This window comes from Kitasatospora phosalacinea (assembly GCF_000717185.1).
Taxonomy (GTDB): domain Bacteria; phylum Actinomycetota; class Actinomycetes; order Streptomycetales; family Streptomycetaceae; genus Kitasatospora; species Kitasatospora phosalacinea_A.
Genome location: NZ_JNYE01000084.1, coordinates 1 through 20,723, shown reverse-complemented (window position 1 = coordinate 20,723; position 20,723 = coordinate 1). Strand labels below are relative to the sequence as shown.

General features: G+C 74.6%; 16 protein-coding genes. 8 read left to right on the top strand and 8 right to left on the bottom strand.

Annotated elements, in window-relative coordinates:
- Window positions 1-6 precede the first annotated feature (6 nt).
- A complete protein-coding gene (locus OO57_RS46990; protein ID WP_033255588.1) occupies window positions 7-3,840 on the bottom strand; it encodes a glycosyltransferase family 2 protein in 3,834 nt (1,277 codons plus the stop codon).
- A 230-nt stretch (window positions 3,841-4,070) separates the two neighbouring features.
- Window positions 4,071-4,343: a WhiB family transcriptional regulator gene (locus OO57_RS28595; RefSeq protein ID WP_033255587.1), complete on the bottom strand. Its 273-nt coding sequence runs from the start codon at window positions 4,341-4,343 to the stop codon at window positions 4,071-4,073.
- Between the two features lie 629 nt (window positions 4,344-4,972).
- Here OO57_RS28595 and OO57_RS28590 point away from each other — a divergent pair.
- Genes OO57_RS28590 through OO57_RS28580 form a run of 3 tightly spaced genes read left to right on the top strand, consistent with a single transcriptional unit; the run spans window position 4,973 to window position 7,895 of the window.
- Complete coding sequence (locus tag OO57_RS28590) at window positions 4,973-5,602, top strand: cysteine dioxygenase (RefSeq protein ID WP_081974029.1); 630 nt, start codon at window positions 4,973-4,975, stop codon at window positions 5,600-5,602.
- Window positions 5,603-5,622: 20 nt separating this feature from the next.
- Window positions 5,623-6,594, top strand: coding sequence for a 2-phospho-L-lactate transferase (gene cofD, locus OO57_RS28585; RefSeq protein ID WP_033255586.1), 972 nt, complete (start codon window positions 5,623-5,625; stop codon window positions 6,592-6,594).
- The gene (locus OO57_RS28580) at window positions 6,591-7,895 is read left to right on the top strand and encodes a coenzyme F420-0:L-glutamate ligase (RefSeq protein WP_033255585.1); all 1,305 of its coding nucleotides are present in this window, start codon (window positions 6,591-6,593) and stop codon (window positions 7,893-7,895) included. The genes cofD and OO57_RS28580 overlap by 4 nt, the downstream gene beginning before the upstream one ends.
- A gap of 29 nt (window positions 7,896-7,924) precedes the next feature.
- On the opposite strand, the gene OO57_RS28575 is transcribed toward OO57_RS28580, so the two are convergent.
- Window positions 7,925-8,839, bottom strand: coding sequence for a DNA-3-methyladenine glycosylase family protein (locus OO57_RS28575; protein WP_033255584.1), 915 nt, complete (start codon window positions 8,837-8,839; stop codon window positions 7,925-7,927).
- A gap of 140 nt (window positions 8,840-8,979) precedes the next feature.
- Between OO57_RS28575 and OO57_RS28570 the strand changes: the two genes are divergently transcribed.
- Together OO57_RS28570 and OO57_RS28565 are read left to right on the top strand one after the other, a co-directional pair.
- Window positions 8,980-9,768, top strand: coding sequence for a TIGR03089 family protein (locus OO57_RS28570; protein WP_033255583.1), 789 nt, complete (start codon window positions 8,980-8,982; stop codon window positions 9,766-9,768).
- 181 nt (window positions 9,769-9,949) lie between these two features.
- Complete coding sequence (locus OO57_RS28565) at window positions 9,950-11,674, top strand: LCP family protein (protein ID WP_051778361.1); 1,725 nt, start codon at window positions 9,950-9,952, stop codon at window positions 11,672-11,674.
- A gap of 19 nt (window positions 11,675-11,693) precedes the next feature.
- Here OO57_RS28565 and OO57_RS28560 read toward each other — a convergent pair whose 3' ends face one another.
- Entirely contained in the window at window positions 11,694-12,305 is a 612-nt protein-coding gene (locus tag OO57_RS28560) for an acyltransferase (protein ID WP_033255582.1), read from the bottom strand.
- A 177-nt stretch (window positions 12,306-12,482) separates the two neighbouring features.
- Here OO57_RS28560 and OO57_RS28555 point away from each other — a divergent pair, with 177 nt between their 5' ends.
- Window positions 12,483-14,015: an LCP family protein gene (locus tag OO57_RS28555; protein WP_051778360.1), complete on the top strand. Its 1,533-nt coding sequence runs from the start codon at window positions 12,483-12,485 to the stop codon at window positions 14,013-14,015.
- Window positions 14,016-14,160: 145 nt separating this feature from the next.
- On the opposite strand, the gene OO57_RS28550 is transcribed toward OO57_RS28555, so the two are convergent.
- The 3 genes from OO57_RS28550 to ssuE all read right to left on the bottom strand — a co-directional run bounded on the left by OO57_RS28550 (window position 14,161) and on the right by ssuE (window position 18,355).
- Entirely contained in the window at window positions 14,161-16,710 is a 2,550-nt protein-coding gene (locus OO57_RS28550; RefSeq protein ID WP_033255580.1) for an ABC transporter permease, read from the bottom strand.
- Window positions 16,711-16,726: 16 nt separating this feature from the next.
- Window positions 16,727-17,512 (bottom strand): ABC transporter ATP-binding protein, encoded by a 786-nt coding sequence (locus OO57_RS28545; RefSeq protein WP_234337542.1) that lies wholly within the window; start codon window positions 17,510-17,512, stop codon window positions 16,727-16,729.
- 288 nt (window positions 17,513-17,800) lie between these two features.
- Complete coding sequence (gene ssuE, locus OO57_RS28540; protein ID WP_033255579.1) at window positions 17,801-18,355, bottom strand: NADPH-dependent FMN reductase; 555 nt, start codon at window positions 18,353-18,355, stop codon at window positions 17,801-17,803.
- A gap of 344 nt (window positions 18,356-18,699) precedes the next feature.
- On the opposite strand from ssuE, the gene OO57_RS28535 reads away from it, so the two are divergent.
- Complete coding sequence (locus OO57_RS28535) at window positions 18,700-20,040, top strand: LCP family protein (RefSeq protein ID WP_033255578.1); 1,341 nt, start codon at window positions 18,700-18,702, stop codon at window positions 20,038-20,040.
- A 115-nt stretch (window positions 20,041-20,155) separates the two neighbouring features.
- On the top strand, window positions 20,156-20,626 hold the full coding sequence (locus tag OO57_RS39895) for a serine O-acetyltransferase (protein ID WP_051778359.1): 471 nt from the start codon (window positions 20,156-20,158) through the stop codon (window positions 20,624-20,626).
- Here the strand turns inward: OO57_RS39895 and OO57_RS41605 are convergent.
- Window positions 20,623-20,723 (bottom strand): acyl-CoA dehydrogenase family protein (locus OO57_RS41605; RefSeq protein WP_155525297.1); only part of this gene is annotated, 101 nt, incomplete at its 5' end. The two genes, OO57_RS39895 and OO57_RS41605, sit on opposite strands and share 4 nt — an antisense overlap.

Genomic DNA, 20,723 nt, shown 5'->3' with positions numbered 1-20,723 from the left:
CGCGGGTCAGCTCCCCGTCCCGGGCTGCTGCGGGTGGCCGCCGCCGTAGGGGTCGTTGGGGTCGTAGTAGGTGGTGGGCTGCTGCTGTTCGGGCAGCCAGGGCTGCTGCTGCCCGTCCTGCTGCGGGTAGCCGGCCGCGTACGGGTCGGTCCAGCCCTGGGCGGGCTGGGCGTCGTAGCCGTACGCCTGCTGCTGCTGGCCGTACTGGTCGTAGCCGTCGCCCTGGTGGGGCGCGCCGACGGGCTGCTGCTGGGTGTAGTCGTAGCCGTAGCCGTCGGTCCGGTAGCCCTGCTGCTGGTACGGGTCGGCCTGGTAGGGGTCGGCCTGGTACGGGTCGGCGAAGGGCTCGGGCTCGGCCTGGTAGGGCGCGGGCTCGGGTTCGGCCGCGGACTGGGCCGGGATGCCGGGGGCGTAGACGCCGGGTTCGGCCTGCGGGTCCTCGCCCTCGCCGCGCTCGGCGAGGCGGCGGGCCCGGCGGCTGCCGGGGGCGGGCGCCTGGGCCTGGACCTGGGCGGCCAGCGCCTGGGCGGCGACGACCTCCTCGGGGATGTCGTCGTCGTTGGTGTTGCGGCGGCCGGGCAGGGCGAGGACCAGGACGACGGTGCCGAGCGCGAGCCGTCCCCAGGCCCAGCCGGTGTGGGCGGCGCTGCCGGTGCGGGTGACGTCGAGCCGGCCGCCCTCGGCGGGCAGCGCGAAGCCCTGCGCCCAGCCGTCCACGGTGACGGCCCGCAGCGGCTTGCCGTCCAGGGTGGCCTGCCAGGCCGGGTCGGCCTGCTCGGCGAGCCGGAGCTGGCGTCCGGCCGGGCCCGCCGGGACGGTGGTCCAGATGTCGTGCTGCCCGGCGGGGACGACCACCGGGACGGCGCCGGGGCTGGTGATCTGCGCCCGGGTGCCGGGGACGCTGGTGATCTGCCACAGGCCGGTGCCGTTGTCGAGGCTGAGCCGGACGATGCCGGGCGTGGTGTCCAGCACGTCGCGGACCTTCGCGATCACCGGGTCCTTCACCTGGACGTAGCCGATGCCGTACCCGGCGAGGGTGCGGGCCAGGTCGCCGCCGGAGCCGGCCAGCAGCTTGGCGGTGAGCTGGGCCAGCTGCCCGTCGGCGGCGGCGTCCACGGTGCCCTCGGCCTGGCCGGTGGTCAGGCCCGCGCCGCGCACCAGTGCGTACCGGACCGAGACGCCCTCGGCGTCGCCGGTGACGGTCAGGGTGCGGGAGCGGTCGGTGGTGTTCCCGGACTCGGCGATGAACGCCGGGACCTGCGCGTCGGTGCCGCGCCGCAGCGGGCCGTCGGCGCCGGTGAGCGCCCACCAGACGGCGGTGCCGACGGGGGCGAGGACGGCGGTGGCGAGCACCAGGGCGGCGACCGGTTGGCGCCAGCCGAAGGCGATGCCGGAGACGCGGGTGTTGGCGCCGTCGGCGCCGATCGCGGCGGCGGCGAGCAGCGCGACACCGGCCAGCAGGGTGGCGGGACCGGCCCAGGCGGGGGTCTCGGCGCCGCCCGAGGCGGGGGTGACGGCGGTGCCCGCCACCACGACGGAGAAGACCAGCCCGGCGGCGGCGGCGCCCCAGGCGGCCAGCACCGCGCGGCGGCGGTCGGCCCGCAGCAGGGCGGCGAGCGCGGCGAGCACCACGCCCGCGGACAGCCAGACGGGGGGCGTGCCCGCGCCGCCGGGGTTGACCAGGACCAGGCCGAGCGGGTCGGCGGCCGGGCCGTTGAAGCCGGGGAGGCCCGCCTCCAGCAGCAGCCGGGAGGGGTTCGCGAGGACCTGCAGCGACCAGGGCGCGAGCACCAGGACCGGTACGCCGAGGATCACCGCGACGCGCAGCCCGAGCAGCCGCACGGCCTGCGCGCCGGAGCCGAACGCGCCGCCGCGGAGCACCGCGTGGACGAGCGCGGCCAGGCAGAGCGGCACGGCGATGGCCCAGGTCAGCGGGACGAAGGCGGTGCTGACGGTGAGCAGCAGCACGGTCATCCAGGCGGAGCGCCAGCCGGGGCGGGCGCCCCTGGCGGCGGTCTCGGTGCGGATGCCGAGGCCGGCGGTGATCGCGGCGGCGCGGGCCAGCGGGGGCAGCAGCACGGCGAGCACCGCGGTGCCGATCCGGCCCTGGGCGAGCGCGCCGGTGGCGGCGGGCAGCAGCGCGTAGGTGGCGCTGGCCCAGGCGCGGACGGCCTTGGAGGCGATCAGCGGCCGGGAGACCAGGTAGGCGCTGACCGCGGCGAGCGGCACCGAGAGCACCACGATCAGGGTGAGCGCGAGGTCGGCGTGGTCGAACAGCGCCCAGGAGAGGACGGCGAGCACGGCGAGGTAGGGCGGGGAGGTGGCGGTGGAGCCGGTGCCGACGGCGTGCCAGGGCGCGGCGTACATGTTCCACAGCCCGGCGGCGCCGTCCGCGGCGGGCAGCAGGGCGCCGCCCTGCAGGTAGCCGGAGCCGATCAGGTTGCGGCAGGCGGCCAGCGCGAACAGCAGCAGCGCGGCGAACAGCACCGGGGCCGGGCGCCGCACCAGCTTCTTGAGCAGCGCGAACTGTTCGACCACCAGGTCGTCGGTGTCGTCGTCGCCGGGCCCGGACTCGACGGAGCCGTGCCGGCCCGCGCCCGCGTCGTCGGTGCCGCCGATGCCGAGCGAGGAGACCACGTTCTCGACGGCGAGCCGGACGGTCGCGCCGGGGGCCGGGAACAGCGTGCGGTCGTCCAGCGAGTCGACCGAGCGGGTCCGGCGGCGGCGGGCCCGGGAGGCCATCAGCCGTGGCAGGCGCAGCAGTTCGTGGCCGAGACCGGCCACCTCGTCGTACGCCTGCCGGGGGTCCTTGCCGACCAGGTTGACGCCCACCCGCAGGATCGTGCCGAGGACCAGCCGCAGCAGGACGTACGGGAAGAGCAGGCCCTTGGAGTTGGCGAGCAGGGTGTAGACGGCGCCGGCCTTGTCGACCCGGTGCGGGTGGGCGGAGGCGCAGTCGATGGCGCGGCGTTCGCGGCTGGCGGCCTCGGCGTGCCGGAGCACGGCGTCGGGGGCGACCACGACGCGGTGGCCCGCGGCGTTGACCCGCCAGCAGAAGTCGGTGTCGTCCCGCATCAGCGGCAGGGCCTTGTCGAAGCCGCCGAGCTCCTCGAAGACGTCGCGGCGCACCAGCATGCCGGCGGTGGAGACGGCCAGCACCGGGCGGACCTGGTCGTGCTGGCCCTGGTCCTGCTCGCGGCGGTCGAGTCCGGTCCAGCGGCGGCCGGAGCGGGCGATGGTGACGCCGACCTCCAGGAGCTGCCTGCGGTCGTACCAGGAGCGGAGCTTGGGGCCGACCACGGCGGCGGTCGGGGTGGAGTCGGCGACCTGCAGCAGGCGGCGCAGGGCGTCGGTCTGCGGCTCGCAGTCGTCGTGCAGCAGCCAGAGCCACTCGACCGGCTGGGTCTCGCGCGGTCCGCCGCGGCCGAGTTCGTCCTCGCCCGCGAGCGGGTCGCCGAAGTCGTCCCAGCCGCCGGTGACCGGGTCGTAGCCGGACGGGTCGAGGCTGTAGGAGAGGTCCTCGGGGCGCAGCGGCGGGCTGTTGAAGACGGCTTCGCCGACGGCGCGGCCGAAGCCGACCCGGCGGCCGAGGACCTGCGGGCCGCTCTCGGGGAGCCAGTCGCCGAGGGTGTCGGCGAGCAGCTGGGGGGAGTTGTCGGTGGAGCCGGTGTCCACGGCGAGGATGCGCTGGACCTGCCGGTCCTGGCCGAGCAGCCCGGCGAGCGCCTGCGGCAGCCAGCGGGCGCCGTCGTGCGAGACGATCACCGCGGTGACCAAGTGGCGCGGGTAGGCGGGCGGCCTGGCAGCGGAGAAGCCGCTCTGGTGGCTGTAGACAGTCATCGGGTGCGCGGACCACCGGTTCGGGTTTGACGGCAGATGACGCACCACACTAACGGCTCCGGGTGGCGCGATCGTCCCCGGTGTGTGTGAAAAGACGGTGCAGTGGGTATCGCGTCCGGCGGTGCGGCGTCCCCGTGGTGGCGGGCGCGGGCGGCCGCCGGGCCGGGGAACGCGAAAGCGCCCCACCTGTTCGGTGAGGCGCCGGCACGGGTCCAGGTGGTGCGGAGGGTTCAGACCGCGCTCTTCTTGAGACGGCGGCGTTCGCGCTCGGACAGGCCGCCCCAGATGCCGAACCGCTCGTCGTTGGCGAGGGCGTACTCCAGGCACTCGGCCCGGACCTCGCACGCCAGGCAGACCTTCTTGGCCTCCCGGGTGGAACCGCCCTTCTCGGGAAAGAAGGACTCCGGGTCGGTCTGGGCGCACAACGCGCGCTCCTGCCAGCCGAGTTCCTCTTCTTCTTCCTCGATGCCCTCACCGATCAACAGCTCAAAGAGCTCGCTCATTCTGGCGCGCCTCCTCTGCCCCTCTTGGCGTCCCCGTGGTGTTGCCGTTGCCGGTGCGGCGGAACGACACGAGAGAAATTACAGTTGCGTCACTCTGGCCTAGTCAAGCCGAGCTCTGGTATTGGGCCAAGGATTCACTCCCCGGAACCAAGCCACTACGAATAGTGTACATATCCGGACAACCCGGACATCCAGCCTGGTCCCTGACCGGCCATCAGGCCTCGCTGCCGCTCCCGACCGGACGCTCCGGGGCGATCTCAGGGCGTCCCTTCCCGGCGTTTTTCGCTTCGAAACCTTAATGGGCGCTTATCACCCCATCCGGTGGTTCGGAGCTGATGTGACCCGAATGTCCGTCAGCTCGCCTTGACACTGGAGGGTCGGTTGCGGTCTGCTTGCCCGCATGTCAGAGTTCCCGGCCACCTCCGCCGACCGGCGCCGCCAGGCGCTCCTCGGCGCTGCCGCGAACTCCTCGTGTTGTCGCCGCTGTCTCCGCTGTATCTAGGCGCACGCGTCCCACCGCGCGCCGCCCCGGAACAGAGGCCGACCGCGCGACAGTCCCCCCTGAACGTCCCCGCGGCCCCGGCTGATCCCCCTCCGCAGCCGAACCACCCGAGGACGTCTCCGTGCGAATGCCCCGCCTCCGCAAGCGCAACCGCGACCGCAAGCACCTGCCCGCCCCAGTCGCGGCCCCCCTGCCCGCCCCCCGCTGGACCGACGGCCTGAGCGACGTCTCCATCGCGGGCGACCCGACGGCCTTCCCGCACCTGGCCCGCACCGACCTGCCCGCGCACCCCACCACCCTCGGCGGCTACGCCCGGCTGGTCCGCGAGATCGCCGCCGACCGCGACCGCTGGGAGCCGCTGGTCCGCTACGACGCGCTGACCCGCTGGTACGCCCGGCTGGAGACCGGCCCCGGCTACGAGGTCTGGCTGCTCAGCTGGCTGCCCGGCCAGTCCAGCGGATTCCACGACCACGGCCGCTCCTCCGGCGTGATGACCGTCGTCCGGGGTGAACTCGCCGAACGCTCGCTGACGGCGGGCGGCGAGGGCTCGCGCGCCCTCGCCCCCGGCGGGCTGCGGGTGTTCTCCCCCGGCTACCTGCACGAGATGGTCAACGCCTCCCTGGAGCCCGCGGTCTCGATCCACCTCTACACGCCCGGCCTGGTCGAGATGAACCAGTACCCGGCCGCCGCGGGCGCGGCGGCGGGCGCGGCGGCGGACCAGGCCGCCGCGGCCCCGGACCGTCACCGGGTGCACTGACGCGCTGGCAGGATGACGTCATGCGAATCACTGCGTTGGCGGGCGGGATCGGCGGAGCCAGGTTCCTGCGCGGGCTGCGGGCGGCCCTCACGCCCGAGGACCGGATCACCGTGATCGGGAACACCGGGGACGACATCCACCTCCACGGCCTGAAGGTCTGCCCCGACCTGGACACCGTGATGTACACCCTCGGCGGCGGCATCCACGAGGAGCAGGGCTGGGGCCGGGCCGACGAGACCTGGTCGATCAAGGAGGAGCTGAAGGCGTACGGGGTCGGGCCCGAGTGGTTCGGGCTCGGCGACCGGGACTTCGCCACCCACATCGTCCGCACCCGGATGCTCGCCGCCGGGTACCCGCTGTCCGCCGTCACCGAGGCGCTGTGCGACCGCTGGCAGCCCGGCGTGCGGCTGCTGCCGATGAGCGACGACCGGGTCGAGACGCACGTCCGGATCACCGACGCGGACGGGTCGCGGGTGGTGCACTTCCAGGAGTACTGGGTGCGGCTGCACGCCGCCGTCGCGGCCGAGGCGATCGTCCCGGTCGGCGCCGAGAGCGCGAAGCCCGCGCCCGGCGTGCTGGAGGCGATCGCCGAGGCCGACCTCGTCCTGCTGCCGCCGTCCAACCCGGTCGTCTCGATCGGCACGATCCTCGCCGTCCCCGGCATCCGCGAGGCGGTCGCCTCGGCGGGCGCCCCCGTGGTCGGCCTCTCCCCCATCGTCGGCGGCGCGCCGGTGCGCGGCATGGCCGACAAGGTGCTGGCCGCCGTCGGCGTGGAGACCAGCGCGGCGGCCGTCGCCCGGCACTACGGCGCGCGCCGCGACGGCGGGCTGCTGGACGGCTGGCTGGTGGACACCTCGGACGCCGCCGCGGTCGACCGGGTGGCCGCCGCCGGGATCGCCTGCCGGGCCGTCCCGCTGCTGATGAGCTCGGTCGAGGCGACCGCCGAGATGGCGCGCGCCGCGCTGGCGCTGGCCGCGGAGGTCGCGAAGTGAGCGGGAGCCGGGGGCTGAGCGTCCTGCCGGTGCACGGGCTGCCGGAGGTCGCGGCCGGGGACGACCTCGCCGAACTGATCGCCAAGGCGGGCGGGTTCGAGGACGGCGACGTCGTGGCGGTCACCTCCAAGGTGGTCTCCAAGGCCGAGGGGCGGCTGGTGCGCGCCGACGACCGGGAAGCCGCGATCGACGCCGAGACCGTCCGGGTGGTCGCCCGCCGCGGCCGGTCCCGGATCGTCGAGAACCGCAACGGCCTGGTGATGGCCGCGGCCGGGGTCGACGCGTCCAACACCCCGCCCGGGACGGTCCTGCTGCTGCCGGTCGACCCCGACGCCTCGGCCCGCCGACTGCGGGCCCGGCTCCAGGAGTTGACGGGGCGGCGGCTGGCCGTGCTGATCACCGACACCTTCGGGCGGCCCTGGCGCAGCGGCCTCGCCGACGTCGCGATCGGTGCCGCCGGGCTGCCCGTACTGGAGGACCACCGCGGGCGCTTCGACAGCCACGGCAACGAGCTGCGGCTCACGGTCACCGCCACCGCCGACGAACTCGCCGCCGCCGCCGACCTGGTCAAGGGCAAGGCCACCGGCACCCCCGTGGCGGTGGTCCGCGGCCTGGAGGGGCTGGTCACCGAGGAGGACGGCGAGGGCGCCCGCCTGCTCGTCCGCTCCGCCGGGCAGGACATGTTCCGCCTCGGCACCTCCGAGGCGGTCCGCGAAGCGGTCACCCTGCGGCGGACGGTGCGCGCCTTCACCGGCGAACCCGTCGACGGCGGCGCGGTGCGACGGGCCGTCGCCGCCGCGGTCACCGCCCCCGCCCCGCACCACACCACCCCCTGGCGGTTCGTCCTGCTGGAGAGCGAGGAGGCCAGGACCGGGCTGCTCGACGCGATGCTCGCCGCCTGGCAGCGGGACCTGCGGGAGCTCGACGGCTGGAGCGAGGAGCGCATCGCCCGGCGCACCGCCCGCGGCGAAGTGCTGCGCGGCGCACCGTACTTGATCGTCCCCTGCCTGGTCATGGACGGGTCGCACGACTACCCCGACGAGCGGCGGGCCGCGGCCGAGCGGGAGATGTTCGTGGTCGCGGTCGGCGCCGCCGTGCAGAACCTGCTGGTCACCCTCGCCGGGGAGGGGTACGGCTCGGCGTGGGTCTCCTCGACGATGTTCTGCCGCGACACCGTCCGCGCGGCGCTCGACCTCCCGGCGGGGTGGGACCCGATGGGGGCGGTCGCGGTGGGGCGGGCGGCGGAGGGGCCGAAGGAGCGTCAGGCGCGTGACGCGGGGGCGTTCCTGACGGTGCGGTGAGAGGAGGGCCCCTGTCCCCTGCCGTTCTCCTACCGTCCGCGGTGGTCGTTGGGGGTGAGGCGGGGGCCGTACTTCGGGGGGCGGGCCCCGGTGAGGGGCAGGAGGCGGCAGAGGCGGTGGCGGTGGGGGCGGTAGGGCTCCAGCAGGGCGAGCATCTGGGCGTCGTCGCTGCGGGGGCGGCCGGCCAGGGCCCAGCCGACGGTGTTCGGGAGGTGGAAGTCGCCGACGGAGACCGCGTCCGCGTCGCCGTTGCTGCGCTGCAGGGTCTCGGCGGCGGTCCAGGGGCCGATGCCGGGGACGGCGGTGAGGCGGGCGAAGGCGTCCGCGGGGGGCATCGCGGCGGCCTGTTCGAGGCGGGCGGCGAGGCGGGCGGCGCGCAGGACGGTGGCGGAGCGCTTGGGGTCGACGCCGGCCCGGTGCCAGGCCCAGCTGGGGACGAGGGTCCACTCGCGGGCGGTGGGGACGACCCGCATGCCGAGGTCGGCGGCGGGGCCGGGGGCGGGGGTGCCGTGGTCGCGGAGCAGGGTGCGCCAGGCGCGGTACGCCTCCATGGTGGTGACCTTCTGCTCCAGGACCGCCGCGACCAGGGACTCCATGACCAGGCCGGTGCGGGTCAACCGCAGCCCGGGGCAGGAGCGTTGGGCTTCGCGGAGCGGCCCGGGCGGGAGGACGAGCCCGGCCGGGTCGTCGTGCGCGCCGAGCATCGCGGGGAGCTGTTCGAGCAGCCAGCCGCCGCCGGGGCCCCACCCGGCGGCGTCGATGCCGTCGGCGCGCTGGCGGATCCGGAGGGTGCCCGGGCCGTCGGGGGTGCGGGAGGCGCGCCAGACGGCGCCGTCGGGGGTGCGCTGGAAGGCCGGGTCCCCGGCGCCGTGCTGGAGCGGGAAGAGGGTGCGGCCGAGGTCGAGCGGGTAGCCGGGCCGCCACTGCCGGGTCTGGGCGGGCATCGGTGCGTCCTCGGGGGTGGGGGGCGGGGCAGGGGCGAGCGTAACGCGGGGCACCGACGTCGCGCGGGGCGCGGCGCGGCGTTCCGACCGGGCGGGCGCCCTCCCGTCCGGCGGGGGCAGGACGTAGGCTGGGCCGCACCATGACTGCGCCTTTCGCTGCCGACGCCCGCACCCCCGCCGAGCTGCTGCAGGCCTTCCTGCGCCCGGGGTCAGCCGCCGATCCGTCCCGCCCGTTGGTGACCTTCTACGACGACTCGACCGGGGAACGGGTGGAGCTGTCCGCGAAGACGTTCGACAACTGGGTCGCGAAGACGGCCAACCTGTTGCAGGACGAGTTGAACGCCTCCCCCGACGACCGGGCGGCCCTGCTGCTGCCCGCCCACTGGCAGAGCGCGGTGTGGCTGCTGGCCTGCTGGTCGGTGGGCGTGGTGGCGGTGCCGCAGGGCGAGCCGAAGGACGCCGAGCTGGTGGTCTCCGGCCCGGACGGGCTGGCGGCCGCGCAGGAGTGCCCGGGCGAGCGGGTGGCGCTGGCGCTGCGCCCGCTGGGCGGGCGGTTCCCGCAGCGGCCGGACGGCTTCCTGGACTACGCGGCGGAGGTGCCCGGGCAGGGCGACCGGTTCGCCCCGTACTCGCCGGTGGACCCGCAGGCGGTGGCGCTGGAGACGGTGGTGGACGGGCTGCCGCTGAAGCTGACGGGCGAGCAGACGGTCGCGCTGGCCCGGGAGGGCGCGGCCCGGCTGGGCCTGGACGGCGGGAGCAGGGTCCTCTCGACGCTGTCCTTCGACGACTGGACGGGCCTGGAGGCGGGCCTGCTGGCGCCGCTGGCCGCCGGGGCCTCGGTCGTCCTGTGCCGGAACTCCGGGCAGTTGACGGAGGATCAGTGGCAGAGCCGGATCGACTCCGAACGGGTGACTCTGCGGCTCGGCTGAGGACCCCGGCCCTCCGGGGCGGGTAGTCCTGGGGCGATGGCAGTGGAGTGCGACGACGGCGCGCTCCGCCCGGCGGAACCGGCCGGGTGGAGCGCGCCGCCGCCGTTTTCCGCCCGTCCGGCGGGTGACGGGTATCACATCACGGGGGGTTTGGGCGTCAGGCTCGTCTAGGGTGTCCGGGATGAACAGCGGACACCGGAACCGGGGCGACTCGGCGGACTCGATCCCTCCCGGCGTCGACCCCGCCGACCAGTGGGTGCTCGACCCGGCGACCGGCGAGTTCCGACTGGACCTGGACGCGGGCCGGCGGGACTCCGCCGAGCGGCCCCGCGCCGCCTCGGCACGGCCGCGGGCCGCGCGCCGCGAGGAGGCCGCCCCGGCCGCCGCCGCCGCACCGGGCTCCCGGGCCGCCGCGCGGAGCCAGAAGGGCGCGACCGCGGTGGCGGGGGGCCGGGCCGCCCGCCGCAAGGGCCGTTCCACCCGCGGGCGCCGGGCGCTGAAGTGGACCGCGGGCACCCTCGGCCTGGTGCTGGTGGCGGGCTGCGGCGGCGCGTACTACGTGTACCAGCACTTCAACAACAACATCTCCTCGGTGAAGGTCCAGGTCGGCGACGACTCCGAGCGCCCGCAGGCGACCGACGCGCTGAACATCCTGGTGATCGGCACCGACAGCCGGGTCGGCCTGGGCCGCGAGTACGGCGACGAGGGCTCGGCCGGGCACGCGGACACCACGCTGCTGTTCCACATCTCCAAGGACCGCTCGAACGCGACGGTGCTGTCCATCCCGCGCGACCTGATGGTGCCGATCCCGGAGTGCAAGAGCGGCGAGAAGACCATCCCCGGCGAGACCCGGGCGATGTTCAACACCAGCCTGGGGCAGAACGGGCGCGACCCGGGCTGCACCTGGAAGACCGTCGAGAAGCTGACCGGCGTCCGGATCAACCACTTCATGATGGTCAACTTCGAAGCGGTGAAGACCCTCTCGACCGCCGTCGGCGGCGTCGAGGTGTGCGCCGCCACCGACATCAACGACCCGTACTCGCACCTGAAGATGTCCGCGGGCCGGCACGTGGTGCAGGGCGAGGAGGCGCTGGCCTTCGTCCGGACCCGGCACGCGGTGGGCTTCGGCGGCGACCTGACCCGGATCCCGCTGCAGCAGCAGTTCATCTCCTCGATGATCCGCAAGATGAAGAGCAGCGACACCCTGACCAGCCCCACCAAGCTGTGGGACCTGGCGGACGCCGCCACCAAGGCGCTGACCGTCGACGACGGGATCGGCAGCGTCAACAAGCTGAAGGACCTGGCGCTCGACATCTCCCGGGTCGACACCAAGAACATCACCTTCACCACGGTGCCGGTGATCGACGACCCGACGGACAACGACCGCCTGGTGCTCAAGCCGAACGACGCCCAGCAGCTGTTCGCGATGATCGCCGGGGACCGCTCGCTGACCGACGTCCCGCAGCCGGAGCAGAGCGCCTCCCCCGAGCCCGCCGCCCCGTCCTCCTCCGCCCCCGCCGCACCCCAGGTGAACGCGGCCGGGGTGAAGGTCACCGTGCGCAACGGCAGCGGGGCCTCCGGGCAGGCCCTGAAGACCGCCACCGCGCTGCAGGGCAAGGGCTTCGCGCTGGCCGTCGCGGGCAACAACGCGGAGTCGACGGCCACCAGCACGGTCACCTACCCCGCCGGGCACGAGGACGAGGCGCAGGCGGTGGCCGCGGCCCTCGGCCTGCCCGCGACGGCGGTGCAGGCGAGCAGCAAGCTCGGCGCGAAGGACGGCGTCGTCGTGCTGCTCGGCAAGGACTTCACCTCCGCGGGGCCCTCGGCGGTGCCGACCGAGGCGCCCAAGGACATCCAGCGGGTGCAGGCGGACGACACCAACGTCTGCGCGTCCAAGGCGAAGTAGCCGGGCGGAGCAGCCGGACTCAGAGCTCCGCGTCCGGGACGAGGACGTCGGGGCCGGTCTCGGTGTAGGCCTCGCCGGTGCGCGGGCAGCGCCAGTGCTGCGGGCCGTCCGGGACGAGGGGCTCGCCGGCCCGGCCCACCCACTTGACCCGGCGGGCCGGGACGCCGACCACCAGCGCGTGGTCGGGGACGTCCCGGTGGACGACCGCACCGGCCGCGACCAGGGCCCAGCGGCCGACGGTGACCCCGGCGACCAGGACGGCGCGGCCGCCGATCGAGCAGCCCTCGCGGAGCGTGACGCCGCGGGCGTGCCAGTCGTCGCCGCGCTTGAGCCTGCCGTCCGGGTCGACGGAGCGCGGGTAGAGGTCGTTGGTGAGGACGGCGGCCGGGCCGACGAAGACGCCGTCCTCCAGGACCGCGGGCTCGTACACCAGGGCGTGGTTCTGCAGCTTGACCCGGTCGCCGAGCCGCACGCCCGGGCCGACGTACGCGCCGCGGCCGACGATGCACTCGGCGCCGATCCGGGCGTCCTCGCGGACTTGGGCGAGGTGCCAGACGGTGCTGCCCGGGCCGATCACGGCGCTCGGGTCGACGTCGGCGGTGGCCTCGATCCTGGGGGCGCTGCTCGTCATGGCGCGAGCCTAGTGCGGGGGGACGGCGCCCGTCCGGGGTTCCGGGGAGCGCGCCCGACGGGGTGTCAGGGGTGGTGCCGACGGGGTGCCGGGCGGTGGTGCCGACGGGGTGTCAGGCGGTCGCGTCCTCGGCGTGCCGCCCGGGCGGGCGCGGGCGGGCCGCCTAGCATGCGGAAGATGCCCCACCAGCGCCTTCCCGAACGCCAGCCCGCACCCGTTCGGCCGCGGCGGCCCGGTCGGCGGCGCTGGGGCCGCTGGGCGGCGGGCAGCCTCTCCTTCGCGGTCCTCGCCACCTCCTGCGGCGGGTGGGCGGTGCTGAACGGCATCGGCTCCTCGCTCGACCGGGTGGACGCGATCGGCGCCGGCCCGGACCGTCCCGCCGACGACGGCGCCACCACCTTCCTGGTGGTCGGCACCGACGAGCGCGAGGGCATCCCGGACGCCACCCTCAGGGACGTGCTGCACGCGGGCGGCGAGTCCTGCCACTGCACCGACACGATGATGGTCGTGCAGCTGTCCGCGGACCGCGGCCGGGCCACCGTGGTCTCCGTCCCGCGCGACTCCTACGTGGACATCCCCGCCCACCAGGACCTCGCCACCGGGGAGCAGGTGGACGCCGCCAAGGGCAAGATCAACGCGGCGTACGGGATGGGCGGGGCGCCGCTGGCGGTGCGCACCGTCGAGCAGAACACCGGGCTGCGGATCGACCACTACGTCGAGGTCGACTTCCTCGCCTTCGTCTCCACCGTGGACGCCCTGGGCGGCGTCGAGGTGTGCACCCCCAAACCGCTCCGGGACGACTACTCGGGCCTCGACCTGCCCGCCGGGACCACCACGCTGGACGGCGCGGGGGCACTGCGCTACGTCCGGGCCCGGCACGTGGACGGCTCCTCCGACCTCGGGCGGATGCACCGGCAGCAGAAGTTCCTGGCGCAGCTGCTCCGGCGGGCCACCACCGGGGGCACCCTGCTCGATCCGGCGAAGCTGACCGGGGTGCTGGACACCGTGCTGCGCTCGGTCAAGGTCGACAAGGGGCTGGGCAACGCCGAACTGCTGGAGTTCGCGGGTCGGTTGAAGGACCTGTCGGCCTCGAACGCGGACTTCGTGACGGTGCCGCTGGCCGAGGTCGACCACCAGGTCGCGGGGTGGGGGTCCACCGTGCTGTGGGACGAGAGGGGCGCGGCGGCGCTGTTCGAGGCGGTCCGGGCCGGGCGTCCGCTCACCGGGGCGGGGGCCGGGGCGGCGGCCGCGGCCGCGGCGGTGCCGCCGAGTGCCTCGCCGGTTGCCGGAACGGTTCCTCCGGGCGAGGTCCGGGTGCAGGTGCTCAACGGGGCGGGCATCCAGGGGCTGGGCTTCCGGGTCGACGCGGAGCTGCGCAAGGCCGGGTTCGCCACCACCGGCACGCCCTCCAACGCGCCCGAGGGCGGGGCGGCCGCCACCCGGACGGTGATCCGCTACGACCCGCGCTGGGACGAGTCGGTGAAGACCCTGGCGGCGAGCCTGCCGGACGCGGAGCTCGATGCCGTGCCGGGGCTGGGAGCGACCTTCCAGGTGGTCGTGGGCAGTGAGTACCGGCCTCCGGCGGGCGAGGCTTCCCCGAGCGGGGTGGCCAGTGCGTCGCCGTCTGCCACCGCTTCGGCCACCGCTTCGGCCTCGGCTTCGGCGGTGGCCGGGGCGGAGAGCGGGAACGAGATCAGCTGTCCGGGCTGAGGGTGCGTGCGGGGGGCCGTCCTGGCCCGGAGCAGCTCGGACCTTCGGTGGGCTCCGGCCGTCAGCAGCCCGGACCTGCCGTTCCCCGGGCCCCTGGTGGGGCCCGGGGAACGGCAGGTCCGGGAACGGCGGGTCGGGGGCGCGGTCAGTCGGAGGCGATGGCGGCCAGGACGTTCATCCGGGCGGCGCGGAAGGCCGGGACGAGGGCGGCGAACAGGCCGATGACGACGGAGCCGACCAGGACGGTGACCACGGTGCCGGTGGGGACGGTCAGGACGTTCAGGCCGTTGTCGGCGAGCACGGACCGGGCGGTGACGCCCCAGGCGAGGCCGAGCGCGCTGCCGAGGACGGCGCCGAACAGGGCGATGACCACGGATTCGAGCCGGACCACCCGGCGCAGCTGGCGGCGGGAGAGGCCGATGGCGCGCAGCAGGCCGATCTCCCGGGTGCGCTCGATGACGGACAGGGCCAGGGTGTTGACCACGCCGAGGACGGCGACCACGATCGTCAGGCCGAGCAGGCCGTAGACCATGGACAGCAGTTGGTCGACCTGGGACTTGATCATGTCCTTGTAGCCGGCCTGGTCCTTGACCATCAGCTGCGGGTAGGACTCCAGCGCCTTCTCCAGGTCGGCGAGCACGGCGCCCTCGTCGGCGCCCGCCGAGGCTCCGGCGAACAGCGTGCTGTCGCCGGGGAGTTGGCCGTTCAGGCCGGTGGAGACGGTGCCGATGCCGGTGAAGAAGCTGCCGTCGAACAGCTGGTTGCCGGTGGCCAGGACGGCGGCGACCGGGACGGTCTGGGTGCGGCCCTCGCCGTAGGCGACCGCGATCGGGTCGCCGACCTTGAGGTGGTGCGCGTCGGCGAACTCCTGGTCGACCGAGAGGCCGCCGTTGAACACGCCCTCGGCGGTGCCGGAGGCGACCGGCAGGCGGAAGTCCCGGGTGAAGTTCGGGTCGGCGGCGATCAGGTCGGTCTTGGTGCGGGCGCCGTCGGGGGTGGTGAGTTCGGCGGGGACCTCCTTCTGCCGGGTGATGTGGTCGACGCCGGGGGTCCGTTCGACCGCCTCGGCCGCGGCCGCCGGGATGGGGGTGCGGCCGCCGCCGACGATGTAGTCGGCGCCGACGGACTTCTCGATCTGGGCGGTGGCCGAGGAGACCATGGAGGAGGTGATCACGGAGGCGCCGACGACCACGGCCAGGCCGATCATCAGGGCGGCGGCGGTGGAACCGGTGCGGCGCGGGTTGCGCATCACGTTCCGCTGGGCGAGGCGGCCGGCCGGGCCGAACAGGGCGGGCAGCGCGCCGCCGAGCAGGCGGAGCAGGCCGGAGACCAGCAGCGGGCCGAGGACCACGGCGCCGACCAGGGTGGCGAGCACGCCGAGGCCGATCAGCAGGCCGCCGGTGGCCCCGGAGGAGGAGGCGGCGAGCACCAGGGCGACGGCGCCGACCGCCGTGACCAGGCTGCCGACCGCGGTGCGGATCCGGTTGGCCCGGGGCTCGACCGGGGCCGCGTGGTCGAGCAGCGCGGCCATCGGGGTGATCCGGGAGGCGCGGCGGGCCGGGACGAACGCGGCGAACAGCGTGACCAGCACGCCGACCGCGTACGAGACCACCGGGACCGTCCAGGTGACCTCCAGCGAGGCGTCCAGGTTCATCCCGACGGCCTTCATCAGCTGGATCATGCCGAGCGCGAGGCCGAGTCCGGCGCCGATGCCGAGGGTGGAGCCGAGCACGCCGAGGATCAGGCCCTCGGTCAGCACCGAGCGGTTGACCTGGGAGCGGCTGCCGCCGATGGCGCGCAGCAGGCCGATCTCGCGGGTGCGCTGGGTGACCAGCATGGAGAAGGTGTTGACGATCAGGAAGCCGCCGACGCCGGCCGCGAGGACGGCGAAGCCGAGCATCGCGTACTTCATGAAGTTCAGGAAGGAGCCGACGTCGTCGGAGTTCTCCTTCTTCTGCTCGGCGGCGGTCTTGGCCTGGAAGTCGCCGCCGAGGTCGGCCAGGGCGGCGGCCTTCAGCTGCTCGTTCGTGCGGGTGCCGTCGCCGAAGACCTCGACGGAGGTGTACGCCTCGGTGCCGAGCAGCACCCGCTGGGCGGTGGCGGTGTCCAGGAAGGCGAGGGCGGCGCCGGGGTTGGTGGTGCGGAAGGTGGCGATGCCGGAGAGGGTGAAGTCGTGGTTGGCGTCGGTGATGATCCGGACCTTGGAGCCGAGGCCGAGGTGGGCCTTCTCCGCGGTGTCGGCGTCCAGCACCAGCTGGTCGGCGCCCTGCGGGGCGTGGCCGGAGGTGATCTCGACGGAGTTGCGCGGGGTGTCGGTCCAGTTGCCGGTGAGGGTGGGGGCGCCGGTGGTCGGGCCGACCACCTTGTTGGTGGCGGGGTCGACCAGCGTCGCGTCGGAGGTCATGACCTGGCCGATCGCGGCCTTGACGCCGGGCTCGGCGGCGACCTTCGCCACCGTCCCGACCGGGATGGTGGGCACCCGGCCGGGGGCGCCGTCGGCGATCTCGTCCTCGGCCCTGGAGACCGCCAGGTCGGAGGCGGTGGAGGCGAACAGCTTGTCGAAGGTGCTGGTGGCGGTGTTGTAGAAGACCAGGGTGCCGGCCACGAAGGCGACCGAGAGCACCACGGCGAGCAGGGAGAGCACCAGGCGCCACTTGTGGGCGAAGAAGCTCCGCAGCGAGGTCTTGAGCAGCATGGTTCCGGGCCCCGTCTCAGCTGGTGCGCTTGCCGTCGAAACGGCGCATGCGGGTCAGGACGGAGTCGGCGGTGGGGTTGTGCATCTCGTCGACGATCGCGCCGTCGGCGAGGAACAGCACGCGGTCCGCGTGGCCGGCGGCGACCGGGTCGTGCGTCACCATCACGATGGTCTGGCCGAGTTCGTCGACCGAGCGGCGCAGGAAGCCGAGCACCTCGGCGCCGGAACGGGAGTCGAGGTTGCCGGTGGGCTCGTCGCCGAAGATGATCTCGGGCCGGGCGGCCAGCGCGCGGGCCACCGCGACGCGCTGCTGCTGGCCGCCGGAGAGCTGGCCGGGGCGGTGCTTGAGCCGGTCGGACAGGCCGACCGTGTCGATCACCTGCTGCAGCCAGGCCTGGTCGGGCTTGCGGCCCGCGATGTCCATCGGCAGCGTGATGTTCTCCACCGCGTTCAGCGTGGGGAGCAGGTTGAAGGCCTGGAAGATGAAGCCGATCTTGTCCCGGCGCAGCTTGGTGAGCTGCTTGTCCCTGAGGCCGGTGATCTCGGTGTCGCCGATCCAGATCCGGCCCTCGGAGACGGTGTCCAGCCCGGCCAGGCAGTGCATCAGCGTCGACTTGCCGGAGCCCGAGGGGCCCATGATCGCGGTGAAGCGGCCGCGCTCGATGTCGACGTCGACCGCGTCCAGCGCCGTCACCCGGGTCTCCCCCGCGCCGTACGCCTTGGTGACCTGCCGGGCCCGGGCGGCGGTGCCGTCCTGCTCCGGCAGGGGTGAGAGGTGAGCGGCGCTCGCTGCCGTGGTCACTACGTGCTCCTCGTCGTGGGGTCCACCGTCGTCCCCCAGCCTTCCGGGCGTGGTCCCGGTCGCGGAATCCTGCTGGCATCCGTCTTCGGGGTGGGGCCTGCCCCACCTTCGACGGTGGGGCAGTGTGGATGGCTCCACGGTAGGAGCGGGCGCCGCGGGGGTCGTCCTCCACCGGGTTGAGCCCCGTCCCGGGAAAGCGTCCGGGGCCCGGGCCCTCTCCCCTAGGGGTTGCCGCGCGGCGGTCTGAGGGTGCCGGGCCCCGGGCGGGGTGGCTTCGCTGACGAACGGTCAGCCCGCGGTGGCGAGTTCCGCCCGCGGGGCGAGCGCGACGGAGAACGCGTCGACCACCGGGGTCAGCAGCACCTCGGTCTCGCGCTCCAGCTCGGTGCCACCGTCCTCGCGCACCCCGACGTGCCGGTCCAGCACGAACCAGCCCTGGGTGACGTGCCCGGCGCCCATCGCGTTCAGCACCGGCCGCAGCGCGTAGTCCACCGCCAGCACGTGCGCGGTGGAGCCGCCGGTGGCCAGCGGCAGCACCGTCTTGCCGCGCAGCGCGTACTGCGGCAGCAGGTCGAGCAGGGCCTTCAGCAGGCCCGAGTACGCGGCCTTGTAGACCGGGGTGCCGATCACCACGCCGTCGGCCTGCTCGAACAGCTCGACGGCCCGGGCTATCGCCGGGTCCGAGGTGTCCGCGGCGAGCAGCGCGGCCGGGGGCAGCGAGCGGGCGTCCAGCGCGAGGACCCGGTGCCCGTGCGAGGCCAGCCGGCGGTCGACGTGGCGCAGCAGCCGGGTGGTGCGGGAGGTCGCGGACGGGGAACCGGAGACGGACAGGATCACGGCCATGGAGTCACCTCGGGGCGTACGGCCGCGGGCAGGGCGCGGCCGGGGAAGGGGGAGGAAGGCGTCGGCGAGGGCGCGGGTCGCCGGTGGGTGAGTGCGCGGCGGGAAGGGTCAGCCGCGACACAGCGAACAGGACACCCGGCCGTGGTCGACGTGCCGCCGACGGGTGAGGACCTGACGCTGCTCCATACGTTCATGCAAACACGCCCGGTTTCGGCGGGTCAAGGCCGTGCCCGCCTGGTGAACAGTGCCCCGAACCGTCCCCGCACTGCATCAAAACGGCCACAACGGGGCCCGCGGGGCCCCCGCGATCACTGCGCGGGCCCCGGTTCGGGCATCCTTCCCCCATGAACACGTGGCAGGAGCGCCCGGGGGGCGGCGCACACGGGCAGGGCGACGCGGCACGGGGCCAGGGCGGAGCAGCGGCCGAGCCGCCGCTCCCGCCGGAGTTGAACCCGCGCGGCGCGGGCGTCCCGCTCTCCCGCCCCACCCACCAGGACCGACCGGGCGCCGGCCGCCCGTACGGCGACGACCGGCCGCCGTACGGCGGTGCGGGCCGGCCCCCGTACGGCGGGGGCAGCGGCGGCGGGCAGCCGCCGTACGGGCAGCAGCCCTTCGAGCCCGAGCCGAACCCGGCGGGCCCCGCGGGGCCGTCCGGGCCCGGGGCCGGGGCCCGGCCCGGGGGCCGGCCGCGCCGCTCGCGCAAGAAGATCGTCGGCTACTCGGTGCTCGGCCTGGTGCTGGCGCTGCTGGTCACCATGGTCGGCACCTACTTCTGGGCGGACGGCAAGCTGCACCACGAGAACGTGCTGGCCGACTACCCGGGCCGCCCGGCGGCGGGCAAGGGCACCAACTGGCTGATCGTCGGCTCCGACAGCCGGGCCGGGCTCACCGACGCCGACGAGCAGAGCCTGCACACCGGCTCCGCCGAGGGCAAGCGCAGCGACTCGATGATGCTCCTGCACATCGGCGACAACGGGAACACCCTGATGTCGATCCCGCGCGACTCCTGGGTGCAGATACCCGCCCACCTGGACACCTCCGGCAGCGGCAAGACCGTGCCCGCCGCCACTCGCAAGATCAACGCGGCCTTCGCGGCCGGTGGCGGCCGCCTGCTGGTGCAGACCGTCGAGACCAACATGAACCTGCGGATCGACCACTACGCGGAGATCGGCTTCTCCGGCTTCGTCGGCCTGGTCGACGCCGTCGGCGGCGTCGAGATGAACATCGAGCAGCCGGTCAAGGACAAGGACTCCGGCCTCGACCTGCAGGCCGGCACCCAGACCCTGGACGGCAAGCAGGCGCTGGCCTTCGTCCGGCAGCGCCACCAGATGGCCGACCAGGACCTCGGCCGGATGCGCAACCAGCAGAAGTTCCTCGGCGCGCTCGCCAAGCAGGCCGCCTCGCCGACCACGCTGCTCAACCCCTTCACCTTCTACCCGCTGGTGTCGGCCGGGCTGGACACCGTGATCGTCGACGACGACGCCGGGCTGACCGACCTCGGCTCGATGTTCCTCGCCATGAAGGGCGTCACCGGCGGCGACGGCAAGTCCATCACCGTCCCGATCGGCAACCCCGACTACCGCACCCCGACCGGCGAGTCCGCGGTCAAGTGGGACGCGGCCAAGTCCAAGGCGGTCTTCGACGCGATGCGCAACGACACGCCCGTGCCCGCGGTCTCCAAGTAACCGTCCGGCGACCGCCCCGCGGCGGCGGTTCGGGATTCGTACGGCGAATCCGAACTGCCGCCGCGGGGCGCGTCGTCGGCGCGGCGGCGGGAGGGGCGGCAGGACAATGTCGCCCATGTCGCTGGTGACCTCCCTCATCTACCGCCGCAGAAGCCGGCTGTTCGGCCGCCTGGTCCAGGAGGCCCTGGCCCTCTACGGGATGGAGGTCCCGGCCGCCGCCGAGATCGGCCCCGGCCTGGTGGTCTTCCACCGCGGCTTCGGGACCGTCCTGCACCCGTACACCACCCTGGGCGCGAACGTCACCCTCTACAACGGCGTCACCATCGGCCGCGCCGACCCGTGGGTCCCGCAGGAGCTCTCCGCGATGCGGCGCGTCGTGCTGGAGGACGGCGTGGTGGTCTGCGCGGGCGCGAAGATCGTCTGCAAGAGCGGCACCCTCACCGTCGGCGCCGACACCGTCGTCGGCGCCAACGCCGTCCTCACCCGCTCCACCGGGCCCGGCGAGATCTGGGCCGGCGCCCCGGCCCGCAAGGTGGGCGAACGCGGGCGGGTGAGCGAGCAGGGGCGCGAACCGGTCGGCGGTTAGGGGAGGTTGCGGGCCATGACGATGCGCTGGACCTGGTTGGTGCCCTCGTAGATCTGGGTGATCTTCGCGTCGCGCATCATCCGCTCCACCGGGTAGT

Coding starts and splice junctions, on each gene's coding strand:
- OO57_RS46990 (WP_033255588.1), bottom strand. CDS start 3,840: ATGACTGTCTACAGCCACCAGAGCGGCTTCTCCGCTGCCAGGCCGCCC.
- OO57_RS28595 (WP_033255587.1), bottom strand. CDS start 4,343: ATGAGCGAGCTCTTTGAGCTGTTGATCGGTGAGGGCATCGAGGAAGAA.
- OO57_RS28590 (WP_081974029.1), top strand. CDS start 4,973: ATGCCCCGCCTCCGCAAGCGCAACCGCGACCGCAAGCACCTGCCCGCC.
- cofD (WP_033255586.1), top strand. CDS start 5,623: ATGCGAATCACTGCGTTGGCGGGCGGGATCGGCGGAGCCAGGTTCCTG.
- OO57_RS28575 (WP_033255584.1), bottom strand. CDS start 8,839: ATGCCCGCCCAGACCCGGCAGTGGCGGCCCGGCTACCCGCTCGACCTC.
- OO57_RS28570 (WP_033255583.1), top strand. CDS start 8,980: ATGACTGCGCCTTTCGCTGCCGACGCCCGCACCCCCGCCGAGCTGCTG.
- OO57_RS28565 (WP_051778361.1), top strand. CDS start 9,950: ATGAACAGCGGACACCGGAACCGGGGCGACTCGGCGGACTCGATCCCT.
- OO57_RS28560 (WP_033255582.1), bottom strand. CDS start 12,305: ATGACGAGCAGCGCCCCCAGGATCGAGGCCACCGCCGACGTCGACCCG.
- OO57_RS28555 (WP_051778360.1), top strand. CDS start 12,483: ATGCCCCACCAGCGCCTTCCCGAACGCCAGCCCGCACCCGTTCGGCCG.
- OO57_RS28550 (WP_033255580.1), bottom strand. CDS start 16,710: ATGCTGCTCAAGACCTCGCTGCGGAGCTTCTTCGCCCACAAGTGGCGC.
- ssuE (WP_033255579.1), bottom strand. CDS start 18,355: ATGGCCGTGATCCTGTCCGTCTCCGGTTCCCCGTCCGCGACCTCCCGC.
- OO57_RS28535 (WP_033255578.1), top strand. CDS start 18,700: ATGAACACGTGGCAGGAGCGCCCGGGGGGCGGCGCACACGGGCAGGGC.
- OO57_RS39895 (WP_051778359.1), top strand. CDS start 20,156: ATGTCGCTGGTGACCTCCCTCATCTACCGCCGCAGAAGCCGGCTGTTC.